The following is a 17,899-nucleotide window of genomic DNA, read 5'->3' on the forward strand; positions in this document are numbered from 1 at the left end:
GAAAGCCGTTCTTAAAGCTTATCAAAGAATCTAAATTTTGCCTGTCCGACACGTCACTTTGAAGAAATACGGTGAGGTTTGAATCAGTAGTCCGCCACCCGGTAGAGAATGGCATCCCGATAACCGGTCACAATACGGATCAACCCTGAAAGCTGATGATTAAGCGCAGCATCACCACTGTCGACGATCAATGGGCGCCCTTCCAGCGCTTTAATCTTACTTTTAGTCGCGACCACAATAATATTCTCGCGACCCAGACGCTTTAACAGTTCAGCACTGAGTTGCTGGTTCCCACGACCGATAATATGTCCCTGTCCACCAATAACGGTAATGACCAGCCGGGTGTCATATCCCCCGGTCAGATCCAGTAGTTGCTGTGCGGTCAGATCCTGCCCAATCAGTTGACCGTTTTCGATCAGATCAACGCCCAGCAAGGTATTTTCAAGCCCCAGATGATCCATCAGCGCCTGCACTGTCGAGCCGGAACCCATGATATAGCGCACGTTATCCTGCATGTTCTCAGCAAAGTCGGCCGCAATATCGTCCAGCACCAGCTCTTCAACTTCACGTCCGCCATTTTTTACATGCTGGAGAAAACGCCCCTCTTCAGGCACCAGCAACTCACCATAATACTTAGCCCGCACACGCCCCTCACGGAACGCAACCTCATCAATATCCCGAACCTCCTGATCCGCCAGCGTTACCAGCTCCCCGCGCACCAGCATCGCGACCACTTCACCGGCGGCTTTTGGGGTAACCGTGTAAACCCCCGAATGGATTTTAACCCCCGCCGGAATCCCCAGTACCGGGGTGGAATCGCCGATCGCGTGACAGATATTGCGGGCCGTGCCATCACCACCGGCAAACAAAATCAGATCAACGCCCTGTTCAGCCATCTCCCGGGCGGCCCGTTCGGTATCATCCGCGCACGTGTGGCCCGCAGTGATAGTACCGATCACACGCGGTTGGAAACCGGCAATGCGGGCACTCTCCTCGCCCATCTCCCCCGGATAGGTAATCAGTTCAATATCCAGTCCCGCCAGCGGCTCCAGAGCCTGCTGAGTACGCAGGTTGGCTTTCGGTTCAGCGCCCATCGCCAGGGCTTTCAGCGCGGTATCTTCACCATCACTGCCTTTCAGACCAACGCTGCCTCCCACGCCTGCCAGGGGATTCACAATCAATCCAAGACGAAACATCTATAACTCCTGTCCGGTGTAGTCGAGATTACCGGTTTCCACTAAGAACTGCTGATAAACAAAAGCGGTAATAATCAGTTGGGTATCTTCATCCAGATCCAAAAACTTAAAACCATGATTATACAAACTGCTCACCTCGGCCGGCCTGCTGTGAATATTTCTCAACTCAACCGGTACCAGTAAAACCTGATCGATATCGCCGATCTGTAAACGTGTCGTCAGATAAAAACGTTCGCCGACGCTACCCAGCGCATAGGGCAGCTGCAGACAGACGCCGTCCCGGCTGATATCAACACACAATGCATTGACGGGAAGACCGTCACTCTCCGCCATCTCATCATAGTCATCAATAGAACAACTGAGGCTCACCGGAATCCGGCTGTGCTCCCTGATCCGCCTCAACTCAATGGTTTCGGGATACTCCAGTATCCAGTAACTGAAGGGCTGATCATGCTGCTTGAGTATTTTGCTGGTGAAGGTGCAGATCCGATTACCGCTGATCAGGCGAAGGCTAGCCAGATTCCCTTCGTTAATCAGTGTCGGCACACCGCTTTTCGACGACGGCGCCGAGATCATGATGCCCCCTTTCTCCGCATACCCCAATAGCTTAGCTGTATATTTTGCTCTGGGAATACGGATCTCAACCCGAACCGGCTCACCAATCTGCAGACGCAGATCAGCCAGTTTTTTTTCTGTTTGAATGGGTTCCAGTTTCAGAGCCATCAGATCCTTTTCGTGTTCAGGGTTATGTAAAGAAACAGTATACAGATCAATCAGATTGCTGACCTGATCAATGTAAGCTTATAAAAAAAGCATGCCGGACAAAATGCTCAGTCCAGACAAAAGCCAACCGCGCTCAGTTGCTCTGCCAGTTCGGCAGATGGCTTAGCGCCGGACAGTTTTGCCGCCACAAACTCCCGCCGTACCGGATAGTTTTTCCTGAGCAGATCAAACGCCAGCGGCTGAGATTCAGCATCCACCAGCGAGTCCATAAAATGTTTAAAATCCGCTTCTGGCTGATAAATAGCGTGCACGATATCGGTAAGTGTCTCGCCTCCCTGCAGCTGAACCTCGGGTTCAGGCCCGGCTTCCGCGAGGCAATCAGACAATTCAATCTGAGGGACTATGTTCTGTTGCAGACAAAATGCCCGATAGAGCATCCAGGTGCCGCGAATTTTACCATCAAGGCTATAACCGGCAATATGCGGGGTGCCAATGCGAACCCGTTGTGCCAGATGAGCATCAACCACAGGCTCCGCTTCCCAAACATCCAGCAGCAGCGTGACATCATTGCGTTTACAGTGCCAGTCTAACAGCGCCTTGTTATCTATCACCGGCCCCCGTCCGGCATTCAGCAATATCGCACCGGGCTTAATAAGATCGAGGTTATCTTCATTCAGCAGATGAAAACTGGGGTGGCTTCCACTCTTTGTCAACGGTGTATGCAGACAGATGATATCGGCTTGCTGTAACAGCTGCGACAGCGCAACAAACCCTTTTTCTCCGGCATCCGCACGGGGAGGATCATTCAACAGCAGTTTAACGCCCAGCTTAGCCAGCCGCTGTTGTAAACGCCGGCCCACATTACCCACCCCGACAATGCCAACCACTTTATCGGTCAGCCTGAAATCGTTCTCGCCAGCGACCAGCAACAGATTACTGATAACATACTCGGCCACCGCATCAGCGTTACAGCCCGGCGCGCTGGAAAAGCCGATGTTATTACGCTTAAGCCAGTCGGTATCGATATGATCCGTACCGATAGTCGCGGTGCCGACAAACCGGACGGGGGTATCTTCAAGCAAAGTCTGATCGACCCGGGTCACCGAGCGCACCAGCAGCAGGTCTGCGTGTTGCAGATCACTGTTCTGAATCGTTCTGCCTGGTAGTTTGCGAATCTCTCCCAGATGGCCAAATAAGCGCTCCAGTGCAGGAATATTTTCGTCGGCAACGATGTTCAGTCCGGTTGATTTCAATGATCACTCCAAAGGTTATAAAATCAGCTGGTTTAGGGGCGAAACGCCGATTATAATGGCGCGCCTTACGGTTTGACATCATTTCCGGACAAATTTACTCAGGTAGTTTTTTGATTATTCGCTGGCGCAGACAACAGGATTATTTCATAGTCCGACTCTATCAGGATCTGATGGGGGACTGGGTGCTGAGCGAGTCCTGGGGCAATACGCTGAATAACAAAGATTCAGTCAACCACACCATCTTTCATTGCTATCATGAAGCCCGCAGCAAGCTGAGAGAGATCAGCCGACGTCAGAAAAACCTCGGCTTCAAAAAAACCGTATCCAAAGAACAGCAGATCGAACTGGACTTCGGCTAATCTGCCCTGCCTCAATCAGCCGGTAATTTATTAAACCCAACAGTTGGCATCTGCTCGCCACAGCGATATATTCCTCTCTACATAATACAAATATTATAAATAATCGTGCCCGACGGTATCACATTACTAGCCGTCAAATATGAGCTAAGAGAGGTTTTATGAGTCAGTTTGATTTTGCCCCGATGCCAGACAAAGAGGGATATTTCGGTAACTACGGTGGCCAGATTATCCCGCCGGAACTCAAAAAAGTGATGGACGATATCGATCAGGCTTACGAAGAGATCCGCCATACTGAAGCGTTCCAGAACGAACTGATGCTGCTGAATCAGGACTATGTCGGTCGCCCCAGCCCGATCTATCATGCCAAACGCCTGAGTGAAAAACTCGGCGGCGCACAGATCTACCTGAAACGGGAAGACCTCAATCACACCGGCGCCCATAAGATTAACCACTGCCTCGGTGAAGCGCTGCTAGCCAAGTTTATGGGCAAGAAGAAAGTCCTGGCAGAAACCGGTGCCGGTCAGCACGGCGTTGCTCTGGCGACCGCCTGTGCGCTGGTGGGTATCCCCTGCGAGATCCATATGGGTCAGGTGGATATCGAGAAAGAACACCCTAACGTCACCAAGATGAAGATCCTGGGCTGCAAACTGGTACCGGTCACCCGTGGCACCGCTACCCTGAAAGACGCGGTAGACAGCGCCTTCGAAGAGTATCTGAAAAACCCTGAAGAGTTCATCTACGCCATCGGTTCTGTCGTTGGTCCGCACCCGTTCCCGAAAATGGTACGCGACTTCCAGAGCATTATCGGCCGCGAGGCGCGTCAGCAGTTCAACGAACGGCATGGTAAAAACCCGGACATCATCACCGCCTGTGTCGGCGGCGGTTCCAATGCCATGGGCCTGTTCACCGCTTTCCTGGAAGATGAAGAGGTGAAGATTGTCGGTGTAGAACCGGCCGGTAAAGGCCTCGACACCAAAGACCATTCCGCCACCCTGACACTGGGAACACCGGGCGCGATCCACGGATTCAAATGTTACGTCCTGCAGGATGAAAATGGCGAACCCCTGCCGGTTCACTCCATCGCCTCTGGACTGGACTACCCCGGTGTCGGTCCGCAGCACTGCTATCTGAAAGATATCGAGCGGGTTGAGTATCAGTCGGTCACCGACGACGAATGCCTCAACGCCTTTATGACCCTGTCTCAGGTTGAAGGCATCATCCCGGCGCTGGAAAGCGCCCACGCCGTCGCCTGGGCGATGCGTGAAGCACCAAAGCTGGGTAAGGATAAAAGTATTCTGATCAACCTGTCCGGCCGGGGCGATAAAGACGCCGACTATGTGGCGGATAAGCTGGGGCTGTAAACGCTGAGTGTAAGTCTAAAAACTAAAGGGCCGATCTTATTTAGTTAAGATCGGCCTTTTTTTATCAGCACTTCACTCTGAATCTTTTCTAGTTTGCGATACAGCGTTGACCTGGCAATGCCAAGATACTTCGCCGCCTGGCTCAGATTTCCATCGAAGCATTCGATCGCGTCCAGAATCATATCATCGCAGGTTGCTTTAATCTTACTGGTTTTAAATTTACTGTTCGTTTCATTGTTGACTGAACGATTAGGGCAAACGATATCCGGCAGGTCTCCAGGCTCAATAGGCCGGCCAGGCTCCGCCAGGGTATCGGCATAGATCAACGCATTGCGCAGCTCACGCACGTTACCCGGCCATGAATAGCGGTTGATATAGTGCAATGTTTCATCACTTAACTGACGCTGCCCGCCGGACTCATCCGCTAATATTAGCTTGCTTACTCCACTGATATCGTTTCTTTCCCTAAGGGGCGGAATAGTAATTTCAAAGCCACTGATCCGATAGAACAGATCCCGACGGAACGCACCGGCTTCTATAGCCGATGAGATATTTCTATGCGTGGCACAGATCAATTGAAACTGTACCGTTTCAGATTTCGCTGATCCAAGACGCACGACTGCCCGGGTTTCAAGTACACGTAACAATCTTGTTTGCAACGCAACCGGCATGTCGCCAATCTCATCAAGGAACAGGGTTCCACCATTGGCCTGCTGTATTTTCCCGGCACGCCCCTCCCGGTTTGCCCCCGTAAATGTGCCCGCCTCATAACCGAAAAGCTCACTCTCTATCAGTGATTCAGGTATAGAAGCACAATTAAGCGACACCAGTTGCCCCTTACTGGCAGGGCTGAATTGATGCAGGTATCGGGCAACGACCTCTTTGCCGACACCCGACTCCCCCAGGATCAATACGGGCAGACGACCAATCGCCTTCAATCCGTTGTCTATCGCGGCATGAATTCGCTGATCACCAAAATAAGGCTTCGCTATAGAAGTCTCAGTTTTGTCATTTTTGAGTTTTTTAAGCGAGCTGTTTTTACCTTCAAGGCTATTCTCTTCAAGGCCTTTTCCCTCCTCGCTAAGTTCAGCGGGGTTCAGCTCACCGCTCTGAAACAGCCGTCCCTGTTCACTGCGGGGAACGTTAAGCACTCTTCCCTGCAGAGAGATGCCTCCCGACAGGTTCAGATTGAAAGACTGGTTTTTCAATAAGCCCTGATCGAACAAAACAGAGAATGATTCATCAAACAGCCCCTCAAAATGGATACTCTGACGTTTCAGATCCAGTTTAAAAAAGCGTTCCGCAACGATGTTGGCACCGATCACCATCTGCTCATACGAAAATGCCAGCACAATATTATTGGCACCAAACTGCCCCGTTCCCGACTGAAGTTCAATAACAATCGCATTGGGAATCGACATGATCAGTTCGTTTTGAATACTCCTGGCGCAGGCTTCGAGAAGGTAAAAAGCAGCCGCATCCCGGTTGGGGGCTTCATTGGTAATATCCACAGTGGCACAAACAACACCTAACGGGTCGTATACAGGCACTGCTGCACAATTAAAACTTTTATGAAACTCTTTGTAATGTTCCGGACCAAACACGCTGACGAACGTTTCAGATGTGAGCGCACAGGACATCGCAGAGGTACCTATCAGTTCTTCAGAGAGTACGGCTCCCTGCCTGAACGCATCCATTATTTTCGGCTCGGCAATATTTTTTGAGCGACGGACATCCAGCACCTGACAATAATTATCAGTCAGTAGAACTGACCAGCCAGCCCCGCCCAGGGATTGGTACAGTGCATCGAGATGTTTACGTGAACAGTCAAGTAACGGCTTCTGAAAGAGGAAGATATCTTTAAACTGATCAGGCGCTAAAAAACCATAATCTACATGGCCCGCCATCTGCAGGTTATTGGCATAGCAGCGCTGCCATGACTCAAAGATCGGTTGATCAAGCAAACGCGCCAGATCATGCTCACCGCGTTCAAAATCGCGACGAACCACAGACATGCTGGGAAGCATAGGGTCCCCTCTTATTGTTATTATGAGGTCTTTAGATATCTATATAACTCAGGAAACTATACAGCGCTTAGAAACAAAGTTCATCCGGTTAAAAAGGGAGCCTTGCCAAAGCAGATAGATAACGGAGCTTCTTTCAACGTGCAGACAGAAGTATCCTGTCAGAGCGCACTTAAAATCGCTATACAGTTCCCGCAACTACTATGCAGTTCCTGCAAACACGGAGATTATAGGGAAGTATTGCGGTTTAAAAATCAGATACTTACTGATTACCCAAAAAACGGCTACCTGACAGAGAGGCAAAAAAACTACAAGAAAGCCCCACCGAAGTGAGGCGAAAGCCAGCAAAGTGCTCCTTATAATACTTATCAGAAGGGGTAAATAAGCGCCTCGTCCCGTATGCTGATCCACTTCCTTTCAGTGAACTCCTCCAGATTGGCCGGGCCACCAAAACGACCGCTATTGCCGGATGATTTCATACCCCCAAACGGCACCTGATACTCGTTATTTACCGTCTGATCATTAATATGCACCATACCCGCATCAATGCGGCTGGCTATTCGCTTAGCGCGGGACATATCAGCACCCTGAACAGACGCGGCAAGTCCATACGGAGTATCATTGGCCAGCGCTATGGCCTCATTATCTGAAGCGAACGTCACCACCGGTGCAACCGGACCAAAAATCTCCTCCTTAAAGATTGGCATATCGGGTGTGACCTGTGTCATTACCGTTGGATAGATAAAAGCACCTTCCCGCTTGCCACCACAGACAACCCTGGCCCCCATTGCAACAGAATCTTCGATCAAACGCATAATACGATCTGCCTGGCGCTCATTGATAATTGGCCCCAGATGAACCGGCTCTTTATTCGGGTTACCTACCGCAAGATTGTTCGCCCTGACACACAGGGCTTCAACATAGGCATCCGCAACAGCCTCATGCACGATATGCCGCCCTGATTGCATACAGATCTGCCCCTGATGCAGGAAACTGCCCCAGGCAGCGCAGGAGGATGCACCGTCTATATTGGCATCATCCAGCACAACAAATGCGTTGTTACCGCCTAACTCCAGCGCCACTTTCTTAAACATTCCTCCGCATACCTGCCCTATCTGTTGCCCAGCCGCTGTCGATCCGGTGAACGCGATCATATCGACCTGAGGATGCTCAACCAGCCGCTGACCAACGGTCACTCCACCTGGAGCCAGAGTACAGACACCTTCGGGCAGTCCTGCTTGTTTCAGTAGTTCAACAATGAGGTAGCCACCGACGACAGTGCTATTGATATCTGGCTTTATAATGACACTGTTGCCCATCGCCAGTGCTGGCAAAACCGCGCGCAAACTCAACAGCAATGGAAAATTCCAGGGTGAAATCACCCCCACAAGCCCAAGTGGAACACGGATACAATGATTTTCACGTCCGGGAATATTTGATGGATAGATATCACCGTAGGGATTCATCGGCAGCGCTGCGCACATATAGGCCTGGTCGATGCATGCCTGCAACTCCCATTGTGATTTGCCTTCAATAGAACCACACTCTCGTCCATTCCAGGTATTAATCAGCGTGGCATTGTCTTCTAATAAAGCAGCGAAGTGACGGATCACTTTCGCCCGGGAGTCAAAGTCAGTGTTTGCCCAACCTTCCTGTGCCTCCCTAGTTGTTTCTATCAGTCTATCCAGCTCGCTTAGTGTCGCCGCTGCAAAAGAACCTAGACGATTCCCTGTTGCAGGTTCCGTGACATCGATTAACTCACCGGAAAACATCATATCCAACGAAAAGTTGCAGCTATCATTATAGATCTCTGAAAAATTCATACTCTTCTCCTCGCTCAGCTAAAGTTAGCTTTAATAATCTCATCGGCTATATAGCTCGACAGCGCATACACCGTTTCCGATGGGTTATAACCGATAGAGGTAGGCAATAGGCTGGCATCAGAGATGTAGAGTTTCTTCACATCGTGGCTTTCACCATATGGGTTAACCACAGAGTTCGCCGGGTCAGCCCCCATCCGACAAGTCCCCTGCGGATGGAAGGATGTGTAACGGTAGCGGGCCGGTTCATTTTTTAGCTGATCAATCACCGAATCGATCTCATCAACGCTATTAATGACGGTTCGATCAGAGGTGGGCAGATAAAGAAAGCTCGCACCGGAGGCAAAAAGGATCCTTGCATTGAATTTAAGACCCGCTTTCATCGCTTCAAAGTCATGATCATCCACTTCATAGAGGATCTCTTTAACACCATCTTTGAAGCGTACCTCCCCCACGTTTTCATCGTGAACAAGGGTGATCAAACGGATGCTGTTGCGATATTTTTCCATATAAGCAACATAGTTTTTCCCGGTTCCCGGCTCTGCCTGAAAGCTGGCTTCAACCGGTTCCTGAACGGCATTCAGCAGGATATAGCCGCCCTCTTCCGGCAGCGTGTGAGTATCGACATACAGTGAGTGCGTAGCACCGTGAAAGTCATTCACCTCTTTATCAAACATTGCCGTAACAGAGAGGCTTGGATGACAAGCAAAGTTTTTCCCCACCTGACCACTGGAGTTAGCGATTCCTGATTTTTGCAGAATAATGGGCGACTGAATCGGCCCGGCAGCCAGCACCACTATCGGCGCATTAACCGTTACCTGAGCTTTCACCACTTTAGTTTTTGGATCGACAACCTCAGCCTGAACCCCGGATGCCTGACCATTTGCAGTGTTAATACGGATCACCCGGGTATCCGCATAGATTTCTGCGCCATGATTACAGGCCCAGGGCAGATAAGTCACCAGCATCGACTGTTTGCGATCCGTTTTGCAGCCGGAAAAACAGAAACCACTCATCGCACAATCACGAATATTACGTTTGGCAACGCCTGGTTCAATAGCCAGTTTATTTAAGCCATTGAGAATAAGATTGGCTCCGATACTGGTCTCATGTTTAGCGTTTGGCTCGATACTCAGATTCTTTTCAACCTTATCAAAGTAACCGGACATTAGCTCAGGGGTCAGGTTTACCAAACCGTGCTCTGCTTTCCATAGGTTGAGGAAGTAATCCGGCGTCCTGAAACAGAGTGCCGCGTTAACGACGGTGGAACCGCCCACACAGGCGCCCTGCAACACTGTCACATCACCATGGGTGTTGGACTGACCACCTTCGTCCTGATACAGAGACCCCATGGCAACCGCCATCATCTCTTTAAACTCGGACGAAGGCACATAAGGACCCGCTTCCAGCACGACAACTTTTTTCCCCTGCTTAGCCAGTTCATAGGCATTGATTGCGCCACCCGCACCAGAACCGATAACCACCACATCCGCATCAATAATCAACGACGCGTCCTGGATATCCTTTGCCGTTTTAATATTCAGTTTATTATTTTGTGTAGACATAAATTACTACCTGTCATCGTTATATCTTAGGCTCGGGCGTATTACCCAGCGAAGGAAGGTTCCATTTGTCCGATACCGGGCCGTCGTAACCAAGCGGCCCCCAGGTATTTGGAATAGCCCAGTAGGCAAGCACCGTGAGCTTCTTGAGTCCCATGGACAGAGCGCGTTCAGGCGGAGCCGCGGAAGCACTCCATTGATCTACAAACCGGACGGCATCGACGTCACTCAGATTGACAAAGCGATCACCAAACGCTTTGATGGCCCCCTCATTAAAGTAATTGATCCCTCCGCGAAGCCCCTGGCGAATATGCGGCTCCATACCAGCCAACAACGCACCTTCAATGGTTGGCAGTACGGGTAGTGTTGCCGGATCTATCAGAGTGCTACCCTCAGTGGGCAAGGCAATTTTCAACATTTTGGCAAACACCGCACGCTCCAGGTCGTCCATGCGCGACTCATCAGTCAGCACACCAGCGACCGCATTGACGACAGGTAACGCCGTTATGGCTGCGGCAATCATTGCCGTCTTTTTAATGAAATGTCTTCGGCTAATCATCAGATCTTTCATAGGAGTTCATCCTGCTTAGAATACTTTGACAAAACGGAGGTTAAGACGGTCTTCCTCAAAGAAACCATTTTCAACCTCAAGGCTGCGACCATACTCAACCATCACCTGCAGATCAGGCGCAACAAAATGACTGAGGGTTGCGTTCCAGCTGCTGTTGTTAAGTTCATCATCCTGGTCAACGCCATTAAGGCTCGTTTCACCGCCAAAGTCATGGTAGTAACTGAGTGTCGCTTTTGTGGCGGGACCAAAGCTTTTGCTGATATGCGCCTGAATACCGTATTGATCCTGCTGATCTTTTCGTGCGCCGCCAAAATCATCGTTCTCACCAAAGAAGGTATATTCGGCAATCAGATCAAGAGAAAGCGTTTCAGTCAGAGGAGTGACATAACCTGCCTGGGTAATCATTTTCCAACGATTTTCGCCGATATTAACCGGGCCTTTAGCGCCGTCATAATCACCCAGAGGCAATGAAGCAAGGGCGGTTAAACCGAAAGCCTGCTTTGTCTCAGTGTTGTTGTACACCCAGATAGTACCGCCAACAATCGGATCCCCTACTCCGGAACTGCTGGTCGTGCCCGCAGTGGTATCAAGTGAAACCTTACCAAAAGGCAGGATGATCTGCGGATCGAGGATATATCCTCCCGCTTCAATATAATGAACCCAGCGCAGCAGACCGATATCAGTTTTCAGCTCGTTAATACCAGCAAGACTGGATATCTCTTTGCCTGAAGCGTAATAATCCTGATGCTCAGTATGCTGGACATAAAGAATACCCAGATCGATACCCGCAGGAAGCGGACTGTAGTCACCCGGATCGGTAGCAACTTGTGCTGAATGAGCAATCGATGGAATAAGTGAAACACCCGTAGCAAGGACTGTTGCAGCAAGAACAGTTAAATGTCTTTTGTTCATTTTTATACCATTTTTGTTGTTTTTTAATATTGGTACAGAATAATTTGCAGCGACTGTGCCACAACAAAAAAACTATTAAATATTAGTAAGTTATAAAACCATTTAAATTTACCGAGACAGTTTTTTGTCCGACTCCGGGACAGTCATTTAGCACGATTGTCCCGAAATGGGACAGTTTCAAGAGTGGCTCTTATAAAGGAGATAGACTTTTTGAAAAGTATTAAAAGCTTACTCTACAAAGACAGTTAGGTGCTTTATCCTTTTCACAATCAGGATGCTAAAATCTATGTCTGTTAAAAGTGAATACCTGTTAAAACTGCTCAACCATCCAGTCTATAAAAACTCTTAAAGCCGGTTTCATATGCGAGTGATGGCTATAGAGCACTGAGAGTGTCAATGAGGGTGGCCGGATATCAGGCAGAATCTCAATCAGTGTGCCGGCGTCCAGTTGTCGGCGAATATGATATTCAGGGATCTGAATAATCCCCATTCCCGCTTCGGCCGCGGCAACATAGGAGTCACCATTACTCACTGACACGGTAACCGGCAGATTCACTTTACGCAGTTCGCCACTGACACTGAACGCTAAAGGCTCTACTTCTCCAGACGATGAGGAACGGTATTCAACGCAGCGGTGCTGTGTCAGATCATCCAGCCCTTCAGGGGTGCCATATTGACTCAGATAGCGTTGACTGGCGCAGGTCACCTGCGGCAAAGGTTTAAGTGACCGTGAAACCGATGAGGTATCTGCCAGCTTACCAATCCTGATGGCGCAATCCACCGACTCTTCTACCAGATTAATCACCCGGTCTCCGGCACTCAGCAACAACTCGACATCGGGATAGCTGGCGCAAAACTCAGGTAGCCGGGGTATCACTTCCAATCGGGAAAAGCTATTGGGCAGATCCACTCTCAGCGGTCCCCTTGGCATAGCAGCAACCTGGGACAAAATCTCCTCCGTTTCAGAAACCTGATCGAGTATTTTCTGACAGCGCTGATAATAAAACCGGCCATCCCCCGTAGGATTCACTTGCCGGGTCGTCCGGTGTAGCAGCCTGACGCCCAGACTTTTTTCCAGCTGTTTGAGCATCGATGTTGCCGAAGCCCTGGAGATATTCATCTCCTTGGCCGCCTGGGTAAAGCTGCCGCTATCGACAATGCGGGTAAAAACCTGCATAGAAAACAGTCTGTCCAATTCTCACCCCTTTATTTTTCAACAACAATCTATTATTCAGCTTTTCTAAACAGTCTATCTCTAAAACCGCTGATTATCTCGATATATCCAGAATATATACTGGGTATACTAAACAATAATCCACTGAATCGGGATAGCCCCAATCATGCATAAAGATCTCTCATTATCGGCGATCACCGCCGGACTGCTGGCCGTACTGATCTCCTATTCCGGCCCACTGGTGATTTTCTATCAGGCAGCACAAAGTGCCAGTGTCAGCAACGAGATGATGGCCTCCTGGGTCTGGGCGATCTCTATCGGTGCAGCGCTCTCCGGTATTTTTCTGAGTATCTGGTTTAAAGCCCCCATCATTACCGCCTGGTCTGCGCCGGGCACCGCACTTCTGATCACGCTGTTTCCCGGACTCTCGTTGAATGAGGCGGTCGGGGCCTATATCACTGCGGCCATTATTCTGATTGTGCTGGGGTTCTCTGGTTATTTTGACCGCATTATGGGCGCCATCCCCAAAGGCATAGCCCATGCAATGCTGGCGGGTATACTGTTTCAGTTCGGGATTAAAGCGTTTCTGGCGATCCAGTTTATGCCTGAACTGAGTATTCTGATGATCGTCAGCTACCTGATATCCAGGCGCCTGCTGCCAAAATACTGCCTGCTGTTGCTGCTCATCGCCGGTCTCGCAGGGGCGATTCTATTAGGTGAGACCCATCTTCAGTCTGTCGAATTAAGTTTCACAACACCGATATCCATCTCACCAGAGTTCAGCTTCAACGCGACACTCAGTCTTGCCCTGCCGCTGGTTATTGTCAGTCTGAGCGGCCAGTTTCTACCCGGCTTTGCCATCCTCAAAGCCTCAGGGTTCAACACCCCTGCCCGCCCAATATTCATCTGTACCGGTGCCATATCGGTGATTACCGCCCTGTTTGGCGGCATTACCACGGTTATTGCCGCCATCACGGCGGCACTCTGTACCGGAGAAGATGCCCATCCGGACCCGGCAAAACGCTATATAGCCGGGGTATCCAATGGCGTGTTCTATCTGATTGGCGCCACCTTCTCAGGCACCATCATTGCGCTGCTGACCGCACTGCCTGAACACTTTGTCGAGGTACTGGCAGGGCTTGCGCTGCTGGGCGCAATCTCCAGCAATCTGCTAGGGGCTGCACAGGAGACTTTTCACTTCGAAGCCTCGCTTATCACCTTTGTCGTCACCGCTTCAGGGATGAATTACCTGGGCATTGGCGCGGCGTTCTGGGGTGTGATTATCGGCTTGCTAAGCTACGCTGTGCTGTATCAGAAACGGGAAAATATGATGGGATGGTTCAAGCGGAGCTGATTACTTATAGCGAGACGCAAAAATTGAATGATTGACAGGCCGTATACGGCCTCCCGTCGATTGGGTTAGTCCAATCGATACCCTATACTATTTCCATTCATCGTTTAACTCTGTGGCTGACTTCGGGGGAACACTTCTGGAGTGAGCGGGTTAATAATTGAACCCGTTGATCAGATCGATCATGACCATGTTCGGGGCAAACGATGCACGTTCTATAGCTGTGAAAAAATGAGAAAAATATAATGAAACAATCTATTCATGAGTATCTTGCCGAGTTCGAAGATATTCCGGGTACCCGGGTGTATACCGCCCAGCGGGGCAGAAAAGGTTACTGGTTAAACCAGTTTTGCATGAGCCTGATGAAACCGGAAAACCGCGAACGTTTTAAAGCCGATGAGCGCGCCTACCTCGATGAATGGCCAATGACTGAAGCTCAGAAGCAGACCATTCTTGACCGTGACTATAATGCGGCGCTCGATGAAGGCGGCAATATCTATTTTCTGGCGAAAGTGTTTTCAACGGACGGTCTGAGCTTCCTGCAAGCGGTCGGAACCATGACCGGCATGACGCCGGAAGATTATCAGGCAATGATGATAGCCGGTGGCCGCTCTCCTGAGGGCCTGCGTTCAATAAAGGATGGGAACTAATCATGGCACGAATTACAGCAGCCATCGCCAGTAGCCATGTACCCGCCATTGGTGCAGCGATTGATAATGGCAAGACCGAAGAGGCTTATTGGAAGCCTGTTTTTGAAGGCTATGAGTGGACCAAACAGTGGATCAAAGACGAGAAGCCCGATGTCGTTATTCTGGTCTATAACGATCATGCGTCCGCCTTCTCGATGGATATTATCCCAACCTTTGCGATTGGTTGTGCTGAAGAGTATCAGTCAGCAGATGAGGGCTGGGGCCCAAGACCCGTACCACCCGTGGTTGGCGAGCCGGATCTGGCCTGGCACATTGCCCAGTCCTGCATCCTGGATGAATTTGATCTGACCATTATTAACAAAATGGATGTTGACCATGGTCTGACCGTGCCCATGTCGCTGATGTTTGGTCAGCCTGACGCCTGGCCGGTTAAAGTAGTGCCGATTGCCGTCAATGTTGTGCAATATCCACCACCCACAGGCAACCGTTGCTGGATGCTGGGTGAAGCGATTGCCCGCGCAGTGGAAAGTTTCCCTGAAGACCTCAATGTACAGATCTGGGGAACCGGTGGTATGAGCCATCAACTACAGGGCCCACGGGCAGGACTCATTAACAAAGAGTTCGATAACGCCTACCTGGATGATCTGACTGCTAACCCACAACGCTTAAGAGAGATGCCCCACATCGAATATCTGCGTGAAGCAGGCTCTGAAGGCATTGAACTGGTGATGTGGCTGATTATGCGCGGCGCATTAGGTGACCATGTTAAACCGCTACACCGTCACTATCATGTACCGGGTTCCAACACCGCAGTGGGCCATCTGGTATTAAAGCCAGAATAACCGGTCTCACGGTTAACACGTCACTTTCGTGTTGTTCTCAGGCCATAGTCGTTATGGCCTGAGCACTTTACCGTGGCATTTGTGACTTTCAACGATGCCGAAGGTCACTTAGCTTGAGATAGATAACAGGCATTCTCACAGAGGATGTAATGAGCTAGAAGATCTAGTTTTCAAAACAAACAGATATTATTGACAGAACACCACAGTCACTTGTTATATCCATTCGTTTAAATCTGATCTTTTCATCCTTTCTCTCAGTTCTGGAGCTAATTTACATGTGATTTCGCCGATAGTATCAATTTGCCAATCCTCACAGTAAGGCGATATCCAAAGCTCGTTGACCAAGGATTCCAGGTTTAATTCTAAAGGAATCACCTTCGGCAAGGTTTCCGGATCAATTGTCACGGGAGGGTTTTCTGAGGAAAATTCCCCCTCTGGGAGTTTAATGAGGTCTTCACTTACGCAAAAGCGAATTTCGTCTTCTGAAGAATAAGCACGAGCCTTAGCATTTAGCAAAGTAGTATTAATCTGCAATTCTTCAGGGTCTTCAAAATCATCTCGATAAACTACTTCCCTATAATCATATCCGTAGACATCCCAGTTCACGCTTTCCAAAAACTGCCTAACCGTTGTTTTGACAGCAACTCCCAGGTGCGATCCGCCTAAATAAGAAAACCATAGGGAACGACACTCGTGCTCTTTGCCAGCCCAACAACTGATATAGTGAGATTTTTTCATCCGGTCGATGTGCAAATTCGTTCCGTTTAAAATGCGCTCCTTTCCAACAAGACTTCCATTTTTCTCGAGGCGATTGAGCATTAACGATATTTCAAGCTGATCGGCAGCGATACTCACTTGAGTAAATTTTATTGACTTAGTGAGTAGAAAGTCCAAGTACTTTTCTAAACTCATGTAGCGCCAAATTACCTTATCTTTTTCCGGTCTTTTAGGTGCTTTAATCATGAGGCTTCCTAGGCAAGGATGTAACGCCAACAGCAACGAGCAAGCGTTAGCGAGTCCGATTGCCTGTTTTGTTATGTTTATTTACCAAACCGCTGCTCACAGCTAGGACACTTATATCTCCCAAAGCTACGGAAGGTGCCTGTAACCTCTGTAAGAAGAGATACCAAATTTTTAGTTGTGAAACAATTTGAGCAAAACGGTCCGTCTGGCTTTCCATCTTGAGGCTCAGATAAATAATAGTAACCATCTCGAAAAACTACTTCATCTTGCTTGGAAAGTGCCGACTTGAGCTCTTTGATGGTTTGCTTCAACTCAAGGTTTTCATCTTGAGCTTCTACAAGCTGAATTTTCACTTCTGCCATAGCCTCAAGAAGCTCAGCTATTTTAAGCTTAACCTCAGCATCTTTTATCGCTGATGTTGCTCCTTTAAGTTCTTTCGCAATATCTATTGCAACTTTTATTGAACTTATTCCTGCTGAAATTGCGCCAATATCAGGCATATCTAATTACTCCTTGAAAACATAAAACGCCGAAGCTAAGCAGCAGGCCCGCCGGAGGCGGGGCTGTCCGCTTGAACGTCTTGTTGGGTGACAATGCCGCGAGAGCTAAGGAATGCACGCAGCTCATAAAACTGGCGAAAGCAAAGCTCAGTGACATCGGTAAGCTTGCCCTCATGCTCGATATAGTGGTTGGCGCCCATATGCAATACGACACCCTTTGAAGCAGCTCGCTCTTCTTGGATTAAACGTGGCGTTTTGCGGAAGTCGAAGTTAACCGCGTTACCCGGTGGCGGAATGTAGTCAGAATGATCAATGCCGACATGCTTCTCGTGAATGGTGATGTTGCGAACTCCCTGGCCACCTAGTAGCGCCGAGTGGGTGGCCTTGTATGCCTTGACTGCCTCAACTCCCGCAACTGGCTTTGCCTGCTCAAGAGCTGAATAAAGAGAGTTGAGGACAGCACCGAGCAAGTAGGAGACTTCCATCGCTGGCGTTGCACCGCTAGTAAGCGGGCGCTTTCTATTTTCTAGAGCATCCAACAGCTCCAGAAAAAAGCTGGCTTCAGCGAGTTTGTCAGCACTGCTCATCTTGTCACCCAACAATTTAATAGTCTGCCCTTGTAAGGCTGGAAAGCTTGC

General features: G+C 49.5%; 17 protein-coding genes. 5 read left to right on the forward strand and 12 right to left on the reverse strand.

The window, feature by feature from the left end:
• Positions 1-83 precede the first annotated feature (83 nt).
• The 3 genes from KDX31_10200 to pdxB all read right to left on the reverse strand — a co-directional run bounded on the left by KDX31_10200 (position 84) and on the right by pdxB (position 3,172).
• Positions 84-1,196, reverse strand: coding sequence for an ATP-NAD kinase family protein (locus KDX31_10200; GenBank protein UTW01749.1), 1,113 nt, complete (start codon positions 1,194-1,196; stop codon positions 84-86).
• Entirely contained in the window at positions 1,197-1,919 is a 723-nt protein-coding gene (locus KDX31_10205; GenBank protein UTW01750.1) for a flagellar brake protein, read from the reverse strand.
• 107 nt (positions 1,920-2,026) lie between these two features.
• Entirely contained in the window at positions 2,027-3,172 is a 1,146-nt protein-coding gene (gene pdxB / locus KDX31_10210; GenBank protein ID UTW01751.1) for a 4-phosphoerythronate dehydrogenase PdxB, read from the reverse strand.
• A 110-nt stretch (positions 3,173-3,282) separates the two neighbouring features.
• Between pdxB and KDX31_10215 the strand changes: the two genes are divergently transcribed.
• Together KDX31_10215 and trpB are read left to right on the forward strand one after the other, a co-directional pair.
• Positions 3,283-3,531, forward strand: a complete 249-nt coding sequence (locus tag KDX31_10215; protein UTW01752.1) for a hypothetical protein — start codon at positions 3,283-3,285, stop codon at positions 3,529-3,531.
• A gap of 158 nt (positions 3,532-3,689) precedes the next feature.
• Positions 3,690-4,892 carry a tryptophan synthase subunit beta gene (gene trpB / locus KDX31_10220; GenBank protein UTW01753.1) on the forward strand — a complete coding sequence of 401 codons (1,203 nt, stop codon included), beginning with the start codon at positions 3,690-3,692 and terminating at the stop codon, positions 4,890-4,892.
• A 44-nt stretch (positions 4,893-4,936) separates the two neighbouring features.
• Here the strand turns inward: trpB and KDX31_10225 are convergent, their stop codons facing one another.
• The 6 genes from KDX31_10225 to KDX31_10250 all read right to left on the reverse strand — a co-directional run bounded on the left by KDX31_10225 (position 4,937) and on the right by KDX31_10250 (position 12,976).
• The gene (locus KDX31_10225; GenBank protein UTW01754.1) at positions 4,937-6,919 is read right to left on the reverse strand and encodes a sigma-54-dependent Fis family transcriptional regulator; all 1,983 of its coding nucleotides are present in this window, start codon (positions 6,917-6,919) and stop codon (positions 4,937-4,939) included.
• Between the two features lie 365 nt (positions 6,920-7,284).
• Entirely contained in the window at positions 7,285-8,739 is a 1,455-nt protein-coding gene (locus KDX31_10230) for an aldehyde dehydrogenase family protein (protein ID UTW01755.1), read from the reverse strand.
• A gap of 14 nt (positions 8,740-8,753) precedes the next feature.
• Positions 8,754-10,301 carry a GMC family oxidoreductase gene (locus tag KDX31_10235; GenBank protein ID UTW01756.1) on the reverse strand — a complete coding sequence of 516 codons (1,548 nt, stop codon included), beginning with the start codon at positions 10,299-10,301 and terminating at the stop codon, positions 8,754-8,756.
• 19 nt (positions 10,302-10,320) lie between these two features.
• On the reverse strand, positions 10,321-10,869 hold the full coding sequence (locus KDX31_10240; protein ID UTW01757.1) for a twin-arginine translocation signal domain-containing protein: 549 nt from the start codon (positions 10,867-10,869) through the stop codon (positions 10,321-10,323).
• 15 nt (positions 10,870-10,884) lie between these two features.
• On the reverse strand, positions 10,885-11,781 hold the full coding sequence (locus KDX31_10245) for a transporter (protein UTW01758.1): 897 nt from the start codon (positions 11,779-11,781) through the stop codon (positions 10,885-10,887).
• A 310-nt stretch (positions 11,782-12,091) separates the two neighbouring features.
• Positions 12,092-12,976: a LysR family transcriptional regulator gene (locus KDX31_10250; protein ID UTW01759.1), complete on the reverse strand. Its 885-nt coding sequence runs from the start codon at positions 12,974-12,976 to the stop codon at positions 12,092-12,094.
• 145 nt (positions 12,977-13,121) lie between these two features.
• Here KDX31_10250 and KDX31_10255 point away from each other — a divergent pair, with 145 nt between their 5' ends.
• The 3 genes from KDX31_10255 (at position 13,122) to KDX31_10265 (ending at position 15,798) form a co-directional block, all read left to right on the forward strand.
• Positions 13,122-14,309 carry a benzoate/H(+) symporter BenE family transporter gene (locus KDX31_10255; GenBank protein UTW01760.1) on the forward strand — a complete coding sequence of 396 codons (1,188 nt, stop codon included), beginning with the start codon at positions 13,122-13,124 and terminating at the stop codon, positions 14,307-14,309.
• 242 nt (positions 14,310-14,551) lie between these two features.
• Positions 14,552-14,956 (forward strand): protocatechuate 4,5-dioxygenase subunit alpha, encoded by a 405-nt coding sequence (gene ligA / locus KDX31_10260; GenBank protein UTW01761.1) that lies wholly within the window; start codon positions 14,552-14,554, stop codon positions 14,954-14,956.
• A 2-nt stretch (positions 14,957-14,958) separates the two neighbouring features.
• Positions 14,959-15,798, forward strand: a complete 840-nt coding sequence (locus KDX31_10265; protein UTW01762.1) for a protocatechuate 3,4-dioxygenase — start codon at positions 14,959-14,961, stop codon at positions 15,796-15,798.
• Between the two features lie 213 nt (positions 15,799-16,011).
• Here the strand turns inward: KDX31_10265 and KDX31_10270 are convergent, their stop codons facing one another.
• The 3 genes from KDX31_10270 to KDX31_10280 form a co-directional block, all read right to left on the reverse strand.
• The gene (locus KDX31_10270; protein UTW01763.1) at positions 16,012-16,761 is read right to left on the reverse strand and encodes a hypothetical protein; all 750 of its coding nucleotides are present in this window, start codon (positions 16,759-16,761) and stop codon (positions 16,012-16,014) included.
• A 77-nt stretch (positions 16,762-16,838) separates the two neighbouring features.
• The gene (locus KDX31_10275; GenBank protein ID UTW01764.1) at positions 16,839-17,261 is read right to left on the reverse strand and encodes a hypothetical protein; all 423 of its coding nucleotides are present in this window, start codon (positions 17,259-17,261) and stop codon (positions 16,839-16,841) included.
• Positions 17,262-17,296: 35 nt separating this feature from the next.
• Positions 17,297-17,848: a hypothetical protein gene (locus KDX31_10280; GenBank protein UTW01765.1), complete on the reverse strand. Its 552-nt coding sequence runs from the start codon at positions 17,846-17,848 to the stop codon at positions 17,297-17,299.
• Between the last annotated feature and the right edge of the window lie 51 nt (positions 17,849-17,899).

It is taken from the genome of Amphritea atlantica (assembly GCA_024397875.1).
Classification (GTDB): domain Bacteria; phylum Pseudomonadota; class Gammaproteobacteria; order Pseudomonadales; family Balneatricaceae; genus Amphritea; species Amphritea atlantica_B.

Coding starts and splice junctions, on each gene's coding strand:
- KDX31_10200 (UTW01749.1), bottom strand. CDS start 1,196: ATGTTTCGTCTTGGATTGATTGTGAATCCCCTGGCAGGCGTGGGAGGC.
- KDX31_10205 (UTW01750.1), bottom strand. CDS start 1,919: ATGGCTCTGAAACTGGAACCCATTCAAACAGAAAAAAAACTGGCTGAT.
- trpB (UTW01753.1), top strand. CDS start 3,690: ATGAGTCAGTTTGATTTTGCCCCGATGCCAGACAAAGAGGGATATTTC.
- KDX31_10225 (UTW01754.1), bottom strand. CDS start 6,919: ATGCTTCCCAGCATGTCTGTGGTTCGTCGCGATTTTGAACGCGGTGAG.
- KDX31_10230 (UTW01755.1), bottom strand. CDS start 8,739: ATGAATTTTTCAGAGATCTATAATGATAGCTGCAACTTTTCGTTGGAT.
- KDX31_10235 (UTW01756.1), bottom strand. CDS start 10,301: ATGTCTACACAAAATAATAAACTGAATATTAAAACGGCAAAGGATATC.
- KDX31_10240 (UTW01757.1), bottom strand. CDS start 10,869: ATGAAAGATCTGATGATTAGCCGAAGACATTTCATTAAAAAGACGGCA.
- KDX31_10245 (UTW01758.1), bottom strand. CDS start 11,781: ATGAACAAAAGACATTTAACTGTTCTTGCTGCAACAGTCCTTGCTACG.
- KDX31_10255 (UTW01760.1), top strand. CDS start 13,122: ATGCATAAAGATCTCTCATTATCGGCGATCACCGCCGGACTGCTGGCC.
- ligA (UTW01761.1), top strand. CDS start 14,552: ATGAAACAATCTATTCATGAGTATCTTGCCGAGTTCGAAGATATTCCG.
- KDX31_10265 (UTW01762.1), top strand. CDS start 14,959: ATGGCACGAATTACAGCAGCCATCGCCAGTAGCCATGTACCCGCCATT.
- KDX31_10270 (UTW01763.1), bottom strand. CDS start 16,761: ATGATTAAAGCACCTAAAAGACCGGAAAAAGATAAGGTAATTTGGCGC.
- KDX31_10275 (UTW01764.1), bottom strand. CDS start 17,261: ATGCCTGATATTGGCGCAATTTCAGCAGGAATAAGTTCAATAAAAGTT.
- KDX31_10280 (UTW01765.1), bottom strand. CDS start 17,848: ATGAGCAGTGCTGACAAACTCGCTGAAGCCAGCTTTTTTCTGGAGCTG.